The 15,282-nt window shown below is 66.1% G+C and carries 17 protein-coding genes; 12 read left to right on the forward strand and 5 right to left on the reverse strand.

Going from position 1 to position 15,282, the window contains the following annotated elements; genetic code table 11:
* The first annotated feature begins 79 nt into the window (after positions 1-79).
* From JLK41_RS24450 to JLK41_RS24460, 3 genes are all read left to right on the forward strand, one after another.
* Positions 80-1,108, forward strand: coding sequence for an AraC family transcriptional regulator (locus JLK41_RS24450; protein ID WP_037054583.1), 1,029 nt, complete (start codon positions 80-82; stop codon positions 1,106-1,108).
* A 113-nt stretch (positions 1,109-1,221) separates the two neighbouring features.
* A complete protein-coding gene (locus JLK41_RS24455; protein ID WP_150607118.1) occupies positions 1,222-2,223 on the forward strand; it encodes an LLM class flavin-dependent oxidoreductase in 1,002 nt (333 codons plus the stop codon).
* A gap of 84 nt (positions 2,224-2,307) precedes the next feature.
* On the forward strand, positions 2,308-2,733 hold the full coding sequence (locus JLK41_RS24460) for an OsmC family protein (protein WP_134678246.1): 426 nt from the start codon (positions 2,308-2,310) through the stop codon (positions 2,731-2,733).
* A 15-nt stretch (positions 2,734-2,748) separates the two neighbouring features.
* Here JLK41_RS24460 and JLK41_RS24465 read toward each other — a convergent pair whose 3' ends face one another.
* On the reverse strand, positions 2,749-3,168 hold the full coding sequence (locus tag JLK41_RS24465) for a PA0061/PA0062 family lipoprotein (RefSeq protein ID WP_134678245.1): 420 nt from the start codon (positions 3,166-3,168) through the stop codon (positions 2,749-2,751).
* Between the two features lie 135 nt (positions 3,169-3,303).
* Between JLK41_RS24465 and JLK41_RS24470 the strand changes: the two genes are divergently transcribed.
* Together JLK41_RS24470 and JLK41_RS24475 are read left to right on the forward strand one after the other, a co-directional pair.
* The gene (locus JLK41_RS24470; protein ID WP_210390029.1) at positions 3,304-4,365 is read left to right on the forward strand and encodes an aminopeptidase; all 1,062 of its coding nucleotides are present in this window, start codon (positions 3,304-3,306) and stop codon (positions 4,363-4,365) included.
* A 62-nt stretch (positions 4,366-4,427) separates the two neighbouring features.
* Complete coding sequence (locus JLK41_RS24475; protein WP_179555232.1) at positions 4,428-4,658, forward strand: DUF1161 domain-containing protein; 231 nt, start codon at positions 4,428-4,430, stop codon at positions 4,656-4,658.
* Here JLK41_RS24475 and JLK41_RS24480 read toward each other — a convergent pair.
* Entirely contained in the window at positions 4,643-5,320 is a 678-nt protein-coding gene (locus tag JLK41_RS24480; RefSeq protein WP_210390030.1) for an HAD family hydrolase, read from the reverse strand. The genes JLK41_RS24475 and JLK41_RS24480 overlap by 16 nt on opposite strands.
* A gap of 387 nt (positions 5,321-5,707) precedes the next feature.
* Between JLK41_RS24480 and JLK41_RS24485 the strand changes: the two genes are divergently transcribed.
* Positions 5,708-5,959 (forward strand): helix-turn-helix domain-containing protein, encoded by a 252-nt coding sequence (locus tag JLK41_RS24485; RefSeq protein ID WP_150607125.1) that lies wholly within the window; start codon positions 5,708-5,710, stop codon positions 5,957-5,959.
* Positions 5,956-7,242 carry a HipA domain-containing protein gene (locus tag JLK41_RS24490; protein ID WP_210390031.1) on the forward strand — a complete coding sequence of 429 codons (1,287 nt, stop codon included), beginning with the start codon at positions 5,956-5,958 and terminating at the stop codon, positions 7,240-7,242. The genes JLK41_RS24485 and JLK41_RS24490 overlap by 4 nt, the downstream gene beginning before the upstream one ends.
* 168 nt (positions 7,243-7,410) lie before the next feature.
* Here the strand turns inward: JLK41_RS24490 and JLK41_RS24495 are convergent, their stop codons facing one another.
* Entirely contained in the window at positions 7,411-7,911 is a 501-nt protein-coding gene (locus JLK41_RS24495) for a GNAT family N-acetyltransferase (protein WP_210390032.1), read from the reverse strand.
* A 2-nt stretch (positions 7,912-7,913) separates the two neighbouring features.
* On the reverse strand, positions 7,914-8,450 hold the full coding sequence (locus tag JLK41_RS24500) for a gamma carbonic anhydrase family protein (RefSeq protein ID WP_047585228.1): 537 nt from the start codon (positions 8,448-8,450) through the stop codon (positions 7,914-7,916).
* A 130-nt stretch (positions 8,451-8,580) separates the two neighbouring features.
* Here JLK41_RS24500 and prlC point away from each other — a divergent pair, with 130 nt between their 5' ends.
* Positions 8,581-10,629 (forward strand): oligopeptidase A, encoded by a 2,049-nt coding sequence (gene prlC / locus JLK41_RS24505; protein ID WP_175254319.1) that lies wholly within the window; start codon positions 8,581-8,583, stop codon positions 10,627-10,629.
* Positions 10,626-10,913: a YheV family putative zinc ribbon protein gene (locus JLK41_RS24510; protein ID WP_037054561.1), complete on the forward strand. Its 288-nt coding sequence runs from the start codon at positions 10,626-10,628 to the stop codon at positions 10,911-10,913. Before prlC ends, JLK41_RS24510 begins: the two co-directional genes overlap by 4 nt.
* 190 nt (positions 10,914-11,103) lie before the next feature.
* On the opposite strand, the gene JLK41_RS24515 is transcribed toward JLK41_RS24510, so the two are convergent.
* On the reverse strand, positions 11,104-11,895 hold the full coding sequence (locus JLK41_RS24515; RefSeq protein ID WP_150607133.1) for an AraC family transcriptional regulator: 792 nt from the start codon (positions 11,893-11,895) through the stop codon (positions 11,104-11,106).
* A gap of 81 nt (positions 11,896-11,976) precedes the next feature.
* Here JLK41_RS24515 and JLK41_RS24520 point away from each other — a divergent pair, with 81 nt between their 5' ends.
* The 3 genes from JLK41_RS24520 (at position 11,977) to JLK41_RS24530 (ending at position 15,068) form a co-directional block, all read left to right on the forward strand.
* On the forward strand, positions 11,977-12,963 hold the full coding sequence (locus JLK41_RS24520; RefSeq protein WP_047585233.1) for a bile acid:sodium symporter family protein: 987 nt from the start codon (positions 11,977-11,979) through the stop codon (positions 12,961-12,963).
* A gap of 76 nt (positions 12,964-13,039) precedes the next feature.
* Positions 13,040-14,101 carry a PA0069 family radical SAM protein gene (locus JLK41_RS24525; RefSeq protein ID WP_210390033.1) on the forward strand — a complete coding sequence of 354 codons (1,062 nt, stop codon included), beginning with the start codon at positions 13,040-13,042 and terminating at the stop codon, positions 14,099-14,101.
* Between the two features lie 61 nt (positions 14,102-14,162).
* Positions 14,163-15,068: an AraC family transcriptional regulator gene (locus JLK41_RS24530; protein WP_134678236.1), complete on the forward strand. Its 906-nt coding sequence runs from the start codon at positions 14,163-14,165 to the stop codon at positions 15,066-15,068.
* Positions 15,069-15,282: the final 214 nt, after the last annotated feature.

The raw sequence follows: 15,282 nt of genomic DNA on the forward strand, positions 1-15,282 counted from the left end.
GCGCTGTCGAACAATCGCTGGTAACGGCGTGTGTGAAGCCGGGCTATCGCCCACTGCCGGCATTGGGCAGAATCGACGGATGTCGAACCCGCCCAACGCCCCCACGCAGGCCTCGGTCAGCGCCAGCCTGACCCAGGCGATCCTGCACGCCGCCACGCGCCTCGGCCTCGAGCGCCAGCCCCTGCTGGACGCCTGCGCACTGCACGACGAGCAGCTCGTCGACCCCGATGCGCGCATTCCCTTCGCCGCCCAGCAAGCGCTGTGGCTCGAACTGGACAGACGCCTGCAACACCCGGAACCGGGGCTGCTGCTGGGACGCAACCTGACGCCCGGACCCTTCAGCGTCCTCAGCTACCTGCTGCAAAGCAGCGCGACGCTGGGCGATGCGCTGACCGCCGCGCTGCGCTACCAGCGTCTCGGCGGCGAGGGTGGCGAGTTGCAGGTCGAGGAGCAGGACGACACGCTCTCGCTGCTCTATCGCCCGCTGTACCCCCAGCACCCGGCGACCCGCATCCGCGTGCTGGCGATGATGGCCTGCTGGGTGCAGACCACCCTGCCGCTGCTGGACGGCTTTCGCCTGCTCGACGTGCGTTTTCGTCATCCGCAGCCGGGCGACCTCGCGCCCTACGACGATGTGTTCGACTGTCCGCTGCACTTCGCCTGCGACGACTACGCCATCGTCCTGCCGCGCGATCTGTGCCAGCTGCCGCTGATCCAGGCCAACCCGCCACTGCAGCAGTTGCTGCGCCAGCATGCCGAAGCCCTGCTCGCCCGCCTGCCCAGCGCCAGCCTGAGCGCCCGCGTGATCGGACTGCTGGGCGAACAGCTGGCCCACGGCGAGCCGGACCGCGCCGAACTGGCACGGGCACTGGCTCTCAGCGAGCGCACCCTGCAACGCCGCCTGGCCGACGAAGGCTGCAGCTACCAGCAACTGCTCGCCGACACGCGCCGGCAACTGGCCGAGCAGCACCTGCGTGACGGGCGCCTGCCCGCGACGGAAATCGCCTGGCTGCTCGGCTACTCCGAACCCAGCGTGTTCTTCCGCGCCTTTCGTCAGTGGACCGGCCTGACGCCGGGCGAGTATCGCGCCCGCTACGGCGCCGGGTGAGGTGACGCCCCGCTGCGCATCAGCCACGTCGATGATGACTATGCTCCCGCGTGGCGTGCGCCCCCGCAAGCCGAGGGGTTAGAGTAGCCGGCCACGCATTGAGGAGACTCCCCATGAGCCGCTTGGCCTCGATCAAGCTCTCCACCCTGGACCTGGCGCCGATTCGTGACGACGGCGACGCTGCCCAGGCCCTGCACAACTCGCTGGCCCTGGCCCGGCATGTCGAACGCCTCGGCTTCGAACGCTTCTGGGTCGCCGAGCACCACAACATGGACGGCATCGCCAGTTCCGCCACGGCGGTACTGATCGGCTACCTGGCCGCCGGCACGTCGCGCATTCGCCTGGGCGCAGGCGGCGTGATGCTGCCCAACCATGCGCCACTGGTGATCGCCGAACAGTTCGGCACCCTGGCCACGCTCTACCCCGGCCGTATCGATCTGGGCCTGGGCCGCGCGCCCGGCGCCGACCAGTACACCGCTCATGCGCTGCGCCGCAGCCGCGATGGCAGCGCGGAAGACTTCCCCAGGGACGTCGAGGAGCTGCAGGCCTACCTGGGCCCGCGCGAGGAGGGCCAGCGGGTGATCGCCATGCCCGGGAGCGGCACCGAGGTGCCGATCTGGCTGCTGGGCTCCAGCCTGTTCAGCGCGCAGCTGGCCGGGATGAAGGGCCTGCCCTACGCCTTCGCCTCGCATTTCGCACCGCGCTACCTGCATGAAGCGATCCGGATCTACCGCAATCACTTCCGCCCATCGGCGGTGCTGGACAAGCCCTACGTGATGCTCGGCGTGCCGCTGCTGGCCGCCGACAGCGACGAACAGGCGCAGTACCTGGCGACCTCCGCCTACCAGCGCATCCTCGCCCTGGTCCGTGGCCAGAGCCTGGTGCAGCGCCAGCCGGTCGCCAGTATGGAGGGCCTCTGGCTGCCGCACGAACGCCAGGCCGTCGGTGAATTCCTCGGCCTGGCCGCCATCGGCGGTCCGGACACGGTGCGCCAGCGCCTGGAGCAGCTACTGGAGCAGACCGAGGCGGACGAGCTGATCTTCACCTGCGACATGTACGACTTCGCTGATCGCCTGCATGCCTTCGACATTCTCGCGCAGTTGCAACGCGACTGAGTTCGAACTTGTGCGCATGCGCGCCCTCTGAATGCAGGAAGGCCGCCAGACTGGCGGCCTCTTGCAAGCAATGGGAGAGCGCACATGAAAAAGACTGCATCGGCCCACTGGCAGGGCGGCATCAAGGACGGCAAGGGCACCCTTTCCACCCAGAGCGGCGCGCTCAGGGATTCGCCCTACGGCTTCAACACCCGCTTCGCCGACCAGCCCGGCACCAACCCCGAGGAACTGATCGGCGCGGCCCACGCCGGCTGCTTCTCCATGGCGCTGTCCAAGGAGCTGGGGGACGCCGGGATGACCGCACAGAGCATCGATACCCAGGCAGAAGTGACGCTGGACAAGGTCGATGGCGGTTTCGAGATCAGCGCCGTGCACCTATCGCTGCGGGCGAAAATCCCCGGCGCCGACCGCGCCGCCTTCGAACAGGCCGTGGCGACCGCCAAGAGCGGCTGCCCGGTGTCCAAGGTGCTCAACGCCAAGATCACGCTGGAAGCGGTGCTGGAGGACTGAGCCAGCCGCTTGCGGCTAGATCCCTGTGCCGCAGCGCAGCACCTCGCCTCGCGCCAGCACGTTGCGCTGATCGTCGTACAGCCAGGCCTGCGCCTTCATCAGCAGCGGCCTGGCTTCGACACGGTAGCGCTGGCCCGGCGCGAAGCCGTCATAGCGCAGACGAATCTCGCAGGTCATGCGCAACGGCTCGCTCTGCATGCCAAGCGTGCCGCCGCGCACCTCGAACTGAAAGCGCGTTTCCAGCTCGTGCTTGCCGGGCGTGACCTGGAAGTAACGACCATCCGGCCAGCGCTCGCCGTCCAGGCGGTCGGCCATCAACAGCGTATCGGCGGTGGCGTACAGCTCGACCCAGGCCTGCTGGGGATCGGGCTTGGGCAACGGCGAAGCACAGGCTCCGAGTGTCAGCAGAACGGGAACAGCCAGCAGGGCGCGCATGTCGACCTCCATCTTGGGTTCGGGCACCAGCCTAGCGTGCGCGGGCCGGTCCCAGGGAAATAGTAGAGCCATCTGTCGCGGCGCTTTTCATCCGGAGCCTAGGCACCGACCATCCGGATCGGCTAGCGTGAGCGCATGCCCGACACCTTCTCCATCGACATTCTGCGCCGCCTCGCGGTTCCGCTGCTCGCGCTGCTGCTCGGCGGTTGCTCGACCCTGGACTACTACGCCCATCTCGGCCAGGGCCAGTGGCAGTTGCTGCAGGCCCGCGAGCCCGTCGAGCGACTGCTGCAGGACCCGCAAACCACACCCGAACTGGCCAGGCGCCTGGCGCTGTCACAGCAGGCGAGGGACTTCGCCAGCGCCAGCCTGCGCCTGCCGGACAACCGTAGCTACCGGCTCTACGCCGACCTCAAGCGCCCCTTCGTGGTGTGGAACGTGTTCGCCACGCCCGAGTTCTCCCTCGACCCGGAGCTGCACTGCTTCCCCATCGCCGGCTGCGTCGCCTATCGCGGCTACTACCAGCAGGGTCGCGCCCGTGGCGCCGCCGCGCTGCTGCGCCAGCAGGGGCTGGACACCTACATAGGCGGCGTCGAGGCCTACTCCACCCTGGGCTGGTTCGATGACCCGCTGCTCAACAGCATGCTGCGCTGGGACGACGAGCGCCTGGTCGCGGTGATCTTTCACGAGCTGGCGCACCAGCAGTTCTACCTGCCGGGCGATACCGCCTTCAACGAGTCCTTCGCCACCTTCGTCGAGCGCGAGGGCCTGCGCCAGTGGCACACATCCCGTGGGGAGACGCCCCCCGCCAGCGACGACCATCAGCGCCAGCAGTTCGTCGAACTGGTCCTGGCCAGCCGCGAACGCCTGCGCCTGCTCTACGCCCGCGACTTGCCGGCAGCGGCCATGCGCAGTGCCAAACAGGCCGAATTCGCCCGCCTGCGCCACGACTACCACAGGTTGCGCCAACGCGAGTGGGGCGGCCAGGGCCGCTATGACGCCTGGATCGACGCCCCGTTGAACAACGCCAAGCTGCTGCCCTTCGGCCTCTACGACCAGTGGGTGCCCGCCTTCGCCGCGCTGTTTGCCCGCGAAGGCCGCGACTGGCCGGCCTTCTACGCCGCCGTCGCCGCTCTGGGCCAGTTGCCCGCCGAACAACGCCATGCGCAACTGACCGCCCTGCAGGGTGACGACTAGAACTGCCGGGCAATCTGCCAGTCCAACCTCACAGGTCACCCACAACCCTGGAGATACGCGCGATGCAACGGATGATCCCTGCCCTGGCCCTGCTGATGCTTGCAGGCGGCGCGCTGGCGGCGCCCAAACCCTGCGAGGAGCTCAAGCAGGAAATCGAAGTGAAGATTCAGGCCAACAATGTGCCCAGCTACACCCTGGAAATCGTTGCCAACGACGACGTCCAGGATCAGAGCATGGTGGTGGGCAGCTGCGACGGCGGCACCAGGAAGATCATCTATCAGCGCAACGACTGAGCCACCCCGGGGGCGTTGCCCATGAAGGCTCCATGCAGCGCCTCCAGCGTCTCGAAATGGAACGCCGGCGCCTCACCCAGCAACTCCTCACGGCTGCCGAAACCGTAACCCACCGCCACCGCCTGCACGCCGTTGCTGCGTGCGCCGATCAGGTCGTGCTTGCGGTCACCGATCATCAGCGCCGAGCCCGGTGCCAGGCCCTCCGACTCCAGCAGATGCGCCAGCAGCTCCACCTTGTTGGTACGCGTACCATCCAGCTCGCTGCCATAGATGCGCTTGAAGTAGCGGTCGAAACCGAAGTGCCGGGCGATCTCCTCGGCGAAAACCGTGGGTTTGCTGGTGGCGATGTACAGCGTGCGTCCCTGCGCCTGCAGCGCGTCGAGCAGGCTCGGCACGCCTGCGAACATCCGGTTCTCATACAGCCCGGTGACCTTGAAGCGCTCGCGATAGTGGTTCACCGCCTGCCAGGCGGTGGCTTCGTCCAGCCCGTAGCTGGCCATGAAGCACTGCAACAATGGCGGGCCGATGAAATGCTCCAGGGCCGCCAGATCCGGTTCGTCGATGCCCAGCTTGGCCAGCGCGAACTGCACCGAACGGGTAATGCCCTCGCGCGGATCGGTGAGCGTGCCGTCGAGGTCGAAAAGAACGGTCGGGTGATGCATGGCTGATACCTGTGCGCGGCCGAAACGGCAGCGCAGGATAAGGCAATAACCCGGCCTACCCAATCGGAAGAGACAGCCCATCTGTTCGGCAGTGACGTAGAGATGAGAGCTCCACCTGGGTGCCGGATATCCCCACGGCCTGGTCGTGCTGCATGGCAAGATGCGGCGTAGCGGGCCGATCAGCCTGCCGCGCAACGACAGTGGTCGCCGAGCGAACCGCTCTGACGCTGACACCAGGCTCAGGGCGCCGCTCAAGAGCAATCCTCATGATTGTGAGGATTACCGCTCGCCATGCAGCGACGAACCGAGTAATCCTCACAACCATGAGGATTTTCTTGCTCAACAGGGTATTACATGCCAGATTCCTTACAACCGTGAGGATTTGACATGCAAACCACACTCAAGAGCGCCGCGGAACTGGGCGAGTTGATTCGTCGGACACGCAAGGCACAGAACATCCGTCAGGATGACGCTGCCGGCAGTATTGGCGTCAGCGAAAACTTCCTCGGCAAGGTCGAGCGCGGCAGCGAGAACGTGCAGTGGGGCAAGTTGTTCCAGGTGCTTGATGGCCTCGGCCTGCGCTTGATCGTCGACTTACCGGATGAGGTGCAATCGCAGCACGGTGAACCCGACGCATGAAGCGCGAGCTGCTGGCCTGGATCGGTGATCGCCTGGTGGGGCATCTGCATGACGACAATGGCGTCTGGAGTTTCCGCTATGAGGAGGGCTGGACCGCCTTCGACCTCTGCCCGAACCTGCCACGGGCCCAGGGCATCATCGTCGACAACAGCAGCCAACGCCCGGTGCAGTGGTACTTCGACAACCTGCTGCCCGAGGAAGGCCAGCGTCAATTGCTGGCAGCTGACGCACGCATCGAGGCGAGCGATGCCTTTGCCCTGCTGGCTTACTACGGCGCCGAATCGGCTGGCTCGCTGACCCTGCTGCCGCCTGACACATCGCTGCCGGCAGGCGAGCTGCGCGCCCTGACCCATGAAGCACTGGCCAGACGCATTGCAGCCATGCCACGCCTGCCACTGACCCACGAAGCCCACAAGCGCATGTCTCTGGCCGGCGCTCAGCACAAGCTGGCCGTGGTACTCGAGGACGGCCGGTTGCATGAGCCAGTCGGTGCCGCGCCCTCGACGCATATCCTCAAACCGGATCATCCCGAGCCGGCCTTCGCGCACTCGGTGATCAACGAATGGTTCTGCATGCGCCTGGCCGCGCGCGTCGGCCTAGCCGTGCCCAGTGTCAGCCGACAGTACGTGCCCCAGCCGATCTACCTGATCGAGCGCTTCGACCGCCAGGCACGGGGCGCGACCTGGCAACGCGTGCACAGCATCGACGCCTGCCAGATGCTCGCTCTGGATCGACACTTCAAGTACCAGGCCGGCAGCATCGAACGCCTGGTACAGCTACTGACGCTGACCACCGCCCCGGCCGTTGCCCGTGCTCGCCTGTTCAGCTGGCTGCTGTTCAACGTGCTGATCGGCAATACCGACGCTCACCTGAAGAACATCAGCTTTCTGGTCGGGCCTCGCGGCCAGCAGTTGTCACCGTTCTATGACCTGCTGAGCACAGCCGTCTATGAAACCCGAGCCTTCGACCAGGATCGCTGGCCCCAGGCGACTACCTTGGCCTGGCCGATACTTGGCGAGTCGCAGCTGGCGCGTATCGACCGCCAGCATCTGCTCGATGCCGCAGAGGTACTGGGTTTGAAGCGCTCCCCGGCCAACGCGCAGTTGCAGCGCATGCAGACGCGCATCGTCGCGCACGCCGATGAACTGCTGGCACAGACAACACAGGAGAATGCCGGGCTGGCAACCGAACGCCCGGAACTGCGTGCCACCTTTGCCGGGGAGATGCGCTGCTTGCGGGCGATCAGGTCGTTACTGCTGGAGCAAGCCGCTCGGCTGCAATAGCAACGTGTTCATTCGCCACAGCCCGCTGCTCGACGTCCGGCCCATTCGGGGCCTACGGCCTGAGCAGCCACCCGTCAGCAGAGTGAGGGCACCTGAACGGCACCCTGCATGGCGGACAAAAGCGCCCGCATGCAGAACTGTGCTGTCGGCACGCCCGGCGCGGGCGGCTCAGGTCAGGCTGCGAAACATCACATGGCAGTCCACCAGCCCCAGTCGCGCATGCCGGTAGGCCTTGGGCAGGGTGCCGACGATGGCGAAGCCGAGCTTCTGCCACAACGCCACGGCTACCGTGTTGCTCGCCACCACGCTGTTGAACTGCATGGCGCTGAAGCCCAGCTCGCGGCCGACCTGCAGCGAGTGCCGGCACATGGCGCTGGCCACGCCCTTGCCGCGCGCGGCAGGGGCGGTCATATAGCCGCAGTTGCACACATGATCGCCGGGGCCGGCGGCGTTGGCCTTGATGTAGTAGGTGCCGAGGATCTGCCCGTCCTGCTCGACGACGAAGGTGGCACGCGGCAGCTCGACCCAGGTTTTCCAGGCGCTGGCGCGATCCATGTCCGGGTCGAAGGCATAGGTTTCCCGCGCCTGCACCACATCACGGATGATCGGCCAGACCTGGTCGAAATCGGCGGCCTCGAGAGGACGAATGCGCAGTTCGGCATCGCTCACGGCTAGTAGCCCTCGACCAGATGCAGGTCCTTGAGCTTCACGTAGTTGCCCGCCGTGTAGCTGAAGAAGGTGCGCTCCTTGTCGGTCAGCGGCCGTGCCTGCTTGACCGGGCTGCCGACGTACAGGTAGCCGCTTTCCAGACGCTTGCCCGGCGGCACCAGGGAGCCGGCGCCGATGATCACCTCGTCCTCGACCACGGCGCCGTCCATGACGATGCTGCCCATGCCGACCAGGATGCGGCTGCCCAGGGTGCAGCCGTGCAGGGTGACCTTGTGCCCGACGGTGACCTCGTCGCCGATGATCAGCGGGTAGCCCTCCGGATTGAACGGCCCGGCATGGGTGATGTGCAGCACGCTGCCATCCTGCACGCTGGTGCGCGCGCCGATGCGGATCTGGTGCATGTCGCCACGGATCACGGTCATCGGCCAGACCGAGCTGTCGTCACCGATCTCGACGTCACCCAGCACCACGGCGCTGGCATCGACGAATACCCGCTCACCGAGCTGCGGAGTGAATTGCTGGTAACTGCGAATCGCCATGATAGAAATCTCCAAGGCTGCGGGAAGGCTTGATTGTAATTAATATGGCCCCCATGTCGGTTGTTATCGTGCCGCCTCGCTGCGCTGCCACGCTCTCAACCCAATCTCCCTTCGTTACAGGTGCCTCGTCGTGACCGCGAACAATCCCCTGCTGCAAGACTTCGACCTGCCGCCTTACTCGCAGATCAAACCCGAGCACGTCGAACCTGCCGTCGAGCAGATCCTGGCCGACAGCCGCGTCGCCATCGCCGAACTGCTCGAGCGCCAGCAGGCCAATCCGAGCTGGGACGGCCTGGTCCTGGCGCTGGACGAGCTGGGTGCGCGCCTGGGCCGCGCCTGGAGCCCGGTGAGCCACCTCAATGCCGTGTGCAACAGCCCGGAACTGCGCGCTGCCTACGAGGCCTGCCTGCCCAAACTGTCGGAATACTGGACCGAGATGGGCCAGAACAAGCCGCTGTTCCAGGCCTACGAAGCGCTGTCGCAGAGCCCGCAGGCGGCCACTTTCGACGTGGCGCAGACGACCATCCTCGAGCACGCCCTGCGTGACTTCCGCCTGTCGGGTATCGACCTGCCGGCCGAACAGCAGAAGCGCTACGGTGAAATCCAGATGCGTCTGTCCGAGCTGACCAGCAGGTTCTCCAACCAGCTGCTCGACGCTACCCAGGCCTGGACCAAGCAGGTGACCGATGAAGCGCTGCTGGTCGGCCTGACCGATTCGGCCAAGGCGCAGATGCAGCAGGCGGCTCAGGCCAAGGGCCTGGACGGCTGGCTGATCACCCTGGAGTTCCCCAGCTACTACGCCGTGATGACCTACGCCGACGACCGCGCCCTGCGCGAAGAGGTGTACGCCGCCTACTGCACCCGCGCCTCCGACCAGGGTCCGAACGCCGGGCAGAACGACAACGGTCCGCTGATGAGCGAGATTCTCGACCTGCGCCAGGAGCTGGCCCGCCTGCTCGGCTTCGCCCACTACAGCGAGCTGAGCCTGGCCAGCAAGATGGCGGAGTCGACCGATCAGGTGCTGAGCTTCCTGCGTGACCTGGCGGTGCGCAGCAAGCCCTTCGCCGAGCAGGACCTGGCCGAGCTCAAGGCCTTCGCCGCCGAGCAGGGCCTCTGCGACCTGCAAAGCTGGGACGTCGGCTACTACAGCGAGAAGCTGCGCCAGCAGCGCTACAGCATCTCCCAGGAGGAAGTGCGCGCCTGGTTCCCGGTGGACAAGGTGCTCAACGGCCTGTTCGCCATCGTGCAGAAGCTCTACGGCATCCAGATCCGCGAGCTGCACGACTTCGACACCTGGCACCCGGACGTGCGCCTGTTCGAGATCAGCGAACACGGCGAGCACGTCGGGCGTTTCTTCTTCGACCTCTACGCCCGCGCCAACAAGCGCGGCGGCGCCTGGATGGATGGCGCCCGCGACAAGCGGCGTGATGCCTCCGGCAAGCTGATCGCCCCGGTCGCCAACCTGGTGTGCAACTTCACCCCGCCGGTCGGCGGCAAGCCGGCGCTGCTGACCCACGACGAAGTCACCACCCTGTTCCACGAATTCGGCCACGGCCTGCACCACCTGCTGACCCGCGTCGAGCACGCCGGCGCCTCGGGCATCAACGGCGTCGCCTGGGATGCGGTCGAGCTGCCCAGCCAGTTCATGGAGAACTGGTGCTGGGAGCCGGAAGGCCTGGCGCTGATCTCCGGCCACCATGAAACCGGCGAAGCGCTGCCACAGGCCATGCTGGACAAGATGCTGGCGGCGAAGAATTTCCAGTCCGGGCTGATGATGGTGCGCCAGCTGGAGTTCTCCCTGTTCGACTTCGAGCTGCATGCCACCCACGGCGACGGCCGCAGCGTGCTGGACGTGCTCGAAGGCGTGCGCAGCGAGGTCTCGGTGATGCGACCACCGGCCTACAACCGCTTCGCCAATGGTTTCGCGCACATCTTCGCCGGCGGCTACGCAGCCGGTTACTACAGCTACAAGTGGGCCGAAGTGCTCAGTGCCGATGCCTTCTCCAAGTTCGAGGAAGAAGGCGTGTTCAACAGCGCCACCGGCAGCGCCTTCCGCGAGGCCATCCTCGCCCGTGGCGGCTCGCAGGCGCCGATGGTGCTGTTCGTCGACTTCCGTGGCCGCGAACCGAGCATCGACGCCCTGCTGCGTCACCTCGGCCTGAGCCAGGAGGCCGCATGAGCGATGCGCCTGTGAACAGCACGCCGAAACGCTTCATTGCCGGCGCCGTGTGCCCGGCGTGCAGCGAGACCGACAGCATCAAGATGTGGAACGTCGATGGCGTGCCGCACCGCGAGTGCGTCAAGTGCGGCTACGCCGACACCCTCGACGCCCGTGGCAACTCGGTGCCCAGGGAACTGCCCACGCGGGTCAACGTCAGCGGCCTGAAGCCCAAGGCGGCCGATCCGAACGTGCAGGCGGTGCAGTTCTTCCCCAACCCGAAGCTGAAGAAGCCCAGCGAGTAGTCCCTCGCGCCGTAGGGTGGGTTAGCGGCGCCGGACACGCGCTCACCAATAACGGGGAAGGTCACGCGCCGCGTAACCCAGCAAACGGAGTTCCCGCCTCTGCCGATGCTGGGTTACGCCGCCATGACCCCGGCATTGCCTGTCCGAGCGATGGCGGGCGGCCACCTCAGCCTGCCGATCGAGCGCCTCATCAACCGCGAAAGAACTCTCCAGGAGTTGCGCCAAACTGGCGGCGAAAGGCGGCGATAAAGGCCGATAGCGAGTCATACCCGCAGGCCAGAGCCACGTCGGTGACACGCTCGCCCTGCTCCAGCGGGGTAAGCGCATCGAGCAGACGTTGGCGCTGGCGCCACATACGAAAGCTCAGGCCCGTTTCGCGCAGGAACAGGCGACTCAAGGTTTTCTCCGAAACCCCCAGCCGCTCGCCCCATTCGCCCAGGCCCAGTTGGCGCAGCGTCGCATCCTCCAACCCCTGACACACCTCGCGCAGCCGTGCGTCCTGCGGCAAGGGCAGCATCAGCGCGACGTCCGGGGCAGCGCGCAGTTCGTCCAGCAGCACCGCGGCCAGCCGGCCCGGCGCGCCCTGCTCGTCGTACTCCGCGGGCAGTGCACTGAAACCACGAATCAGCTCGCGCAGCAGCGGGCTGACCGCCAGCACACGGCAGTCGGGCGGACCCCAGGGCACGGCACTACCGTCGATGTACAGGCTGCGCATCTCGGTACGAGGCGAGCTGAAAACCTGATGTTCGACACCTGCCGGCACCCACACCGCGCGCTGCGGCGGGGCGACGAAGCGGGCCCCAGCGGTCTGCACCTCGAGCACCCCGGCGATGGCATAGGACAGCTGCACCCAGGGGTGGGTATGACGGAAGGTCAGCGCACGGTTGGTCAGCGACTCGACCCGGCCATAGAGCGGCCGAGGCAGGCTGGGCAACTCGGGCAGGCTGCGATGCAGGGTAGCGGGATGTCTGCTTAGCGACACTTGCTGGCTCTTTAGCGTTAGCCGGAAATTTTCGACGACGATAGTCTGACGCCCTCCTGTATCGCAAGTCCGAGATTCGCCATGTTCCTGCGCCGTCTGCTGCCTGACAACTTCACCCTGACCCTGCTCGCCGTGGTACTCGCCGCCACGCTACTGCCCGCCAGCGGCCAGGTCGCCACCGCGTTCGAATGGATCACCAACCTGGCCATCGCCCTGTTGTTCTTCATGCACGGCGCCAAGCTGTCACGCCAGGCGATCGTCGCCGGTGCCGGTCACTGGCGCCTGCACCTGCTGGTGTTTTCCTGCACCTTCATCCTCTTCCCGCTGCTCGGGCTGGCGCTGCGCCCTGCCCTGGAGCCGCTGCTGGGCACCGAGCTGTTCATGGGCATGCTCTACCTCTGTGCGCTGCCGGCCACGGTGCAGTCGGCCATCGCCTTCACCTCCCTGGCACGCGGCAATGTCGCGGCGGCGATCTGCAGTGCGGCGGCCTCCAGCCTGCTGGGCATCTTCATCACGCCGCTGCTGGTGGCCGTGCTGATGGGCGTGCACGGCGACAACGGCTCGACGCTCGACGCCATCGGCAAGATCAGCCTGCAACTGCTGCTGCCGTTCATCCTCGGCCAGATCGCCCAACGCTGGATCGGCGGCTGGGTGACGCAGAACAAGAACTGGCTGAAGTACGTCGACCAGAGTTCGATCCTGCTGGTGGTCTACACCGCCTTCAGCGCCGCGGTGATCGGCGGCCTCTGGCAGCAGGTGCCGCTGGTCACGCTGCTGGCGGTGGTCGTCGCCTGCTGCGTGCTGCTGGCCCTGGCGCTGCTGCTGACCCACCTGCTCGGCAAGTGGCTGGGCTTCAACCTGGAGGACCGCATCACCATCCTCTTCTGCGGGTCGAAGAAGAGCCTGGCCACCGGCGTGCCCATGGCCCAGGTGCTGTTCGCCGGCGGCGCCATCGGCGTGCTGATCCTGCCACTGATGCTCTTCCACCAGATCCAGCTGATGGTCTGCGCGGTACTGGCGCAGCGCTACGCCCAGCGCAAGGACGGGACGCAACCGGCGACCGCCTGAGCGGCGCCGCGACAGAAGGGACTTGCCCGGGCGCCAGATAACTGTATTTTTATACAGTATTTTCAGGAGCCCGTTCATGTCCGCCAGCCTGCCGCCACGAGGCCGTGGTACCGCCAGCAACCCACACAACCGTTATGCACCGACCCGTTCGGAGCAGCAGGACGACGGCTGGTATCAGGAGGAAACACCGCCGAGCCGCGCCACCGAGGTGCGCAAGGAAAAGGCGAAGACGGCCATCACCCGCAACAACTCACCGGATGTCGGCTTCGATCGCTCGGTGAACCCCTACCGTGGCTGCGAGCATGGCTGCATCTACTGCTTCGCCAGGCCGACCCATGCCTACTGGGACATGTCACCGGGCATCGACTTCGAGACCCGCCTGATCGCCAAGACCAACCTGGCCGAGCGCCTCGAAGAGCAGCTGCAGAAACCCGGTTACGTGCCGCAGCCCATCGCCCTGGGTATCAACACCGACGCCTACCAGCCCATCGAGCGCGAACAGCGCCTGACCCGCCAGGCGCTGGAAATCCTGCTGCGCTACAAGCACCCGCTGCACATCATCACCAAGGGCTCGCTGATCCTGCGCGACCTCGACCTGCTCGGCGAACTGGCCAGCCACAACCTGGTCAGCGTGGCCTTCAGCCTGACCACCCTGGACGACGAGCTCAAGCGCATCATGGAACCGCGCACCGCAGCACCAGCGGCGCGCCTGAGGGCCATGCGCACGCTGCACGAGGCGGGTGTGCCGGTCAGCGTGCTCTGCGCACCGATGATTCCCATGATCAACGACATGGAACTGGAAGCGATGCTGGAGGCCGCCCGGGATGCCGGTGCCCGCTCGGCCGGCTATGTGTTGCTGCGCCTGCCGCTGGAAATCGCCGACCTGTTCGAGGAATGGCTGCAGGTGCACTTTCCGGAGCGCGCCGCCCATGTGATGAGCCTGATCCGCCAGAGCCGGGGCGGCAGGAACTACGACAGCCGCTTCGGCAGCCGCATGCGTGGCGAGGGGCAGTTCGCCGACCTGCTGGAACAGCGCTTCCGCCTGGCGCGCCGCAAGTTCGGCCTGGACCGCCGGGGCAGCGTGGCGCTGGACTGCACGCAGTTCTGCCCGCCGGGTGCGCAATTGAGTCTGCTCTGACTTGGCAGCGGGCACCGATATGTTAAAACGTGGTCAACCGAGGCATTGACCGGCGCACCCCATGACCCGCACATCCCGCGTAGCCGACCCGTCCTACGAACTGATGGACGACCATGAAGGCCATTCGCTGATCTACCGTCAGCACGGTTTCCCCTCGCCACTGGTGCGCTGGCATTTCCACAAGGAGTACGAGCTGCACCTGATCGTCGCCAGTTCGGGCAAGGTGTTCATCGGCGACTACATCGGCAACTTCTCCGCCAACACCCTGTTTCTCACCGGGCCGGGCCTGCCGCACAACTGGATCAGCCAGGTCGAGGAAGGCGAACGGGTGGAAACCCGCGACATGCTGGTCAACTTCACCGACGAGGTGCTGGAAAGCGGCACCGCCGTGTTCGCCGAACTCAAGACCCTGCAGCCCCTGCTCGCCCGCGCACAGTTCGGCATCGAGTTCCGCGACCCGCAGCTGATTCGCGAAGCCGCCGTGCTGCTGGGCAGGATCGCCAGCAGCCGTGGGATCACGCGCCTGGGCCACTTCTTCATCCTCATGGAGCTGCTCGCCGGCAGCGAGGACTACCAGCTGCTCTCGGCCGTGACCTCGTCGGAGCTGGGCGACGAACAGCACGTCGAACGCATCAACCGGGCGGTGGACTACATCTTTCAGCACTATGCACAGGGCATCAGCCAGGAGGAGGTCGCCGAGCACCTGGGCATGACGCCCACCTACTTCTCGCGCTTCTTCAAGCAGGCCACCGGGCGCTGTTTCGTCGAGTTCGTCAATCGCCTGCGGGTGAGCAAATCCTGCGAGCTGCTGAGCAAGAGCGACAAGCCGGTGACCGAGGTCTGCTTCGAGTCCGGCTTCAGCAACATCTCCAACTTCAACCGCCGCTTCCAGCAACTCAAGGGCATGACGCCCTCCGGCTATCGCAAGCTGGCGGTGCAGCGCCTGACCGAGCAAAACCTGTACTGAATCGGCAGCGCTCCTGTCCCCCGATATCGCCACAGCCCCTCATCCCAGGCAGTTCCGCTGCTCGCCAGGCGGGTTGAGCATTGCCTATCGAGTGCAAAAAAGTATCGGCCATTGTGCGCTCAAGGATTTGTCCGCGCGGCCCAGCGGGGGTGTAATCCGGGCCGAGCGAAACAAAAACAATAACGTTCTTCCGTAGCCGTGCCGGCGCGGGAGA

The organism is Ectopseudomonas khazarica, from assembly GCF_017915135.1.
In the GTDB taxonomy this organism is placed as follows: Bacteria; Pseudomonadota; Gammaproteobacteria; order Pseudomonadales; family Pseudomonadaceae; genus Aquipseudomonas; species Aquipseudomonas khazarica.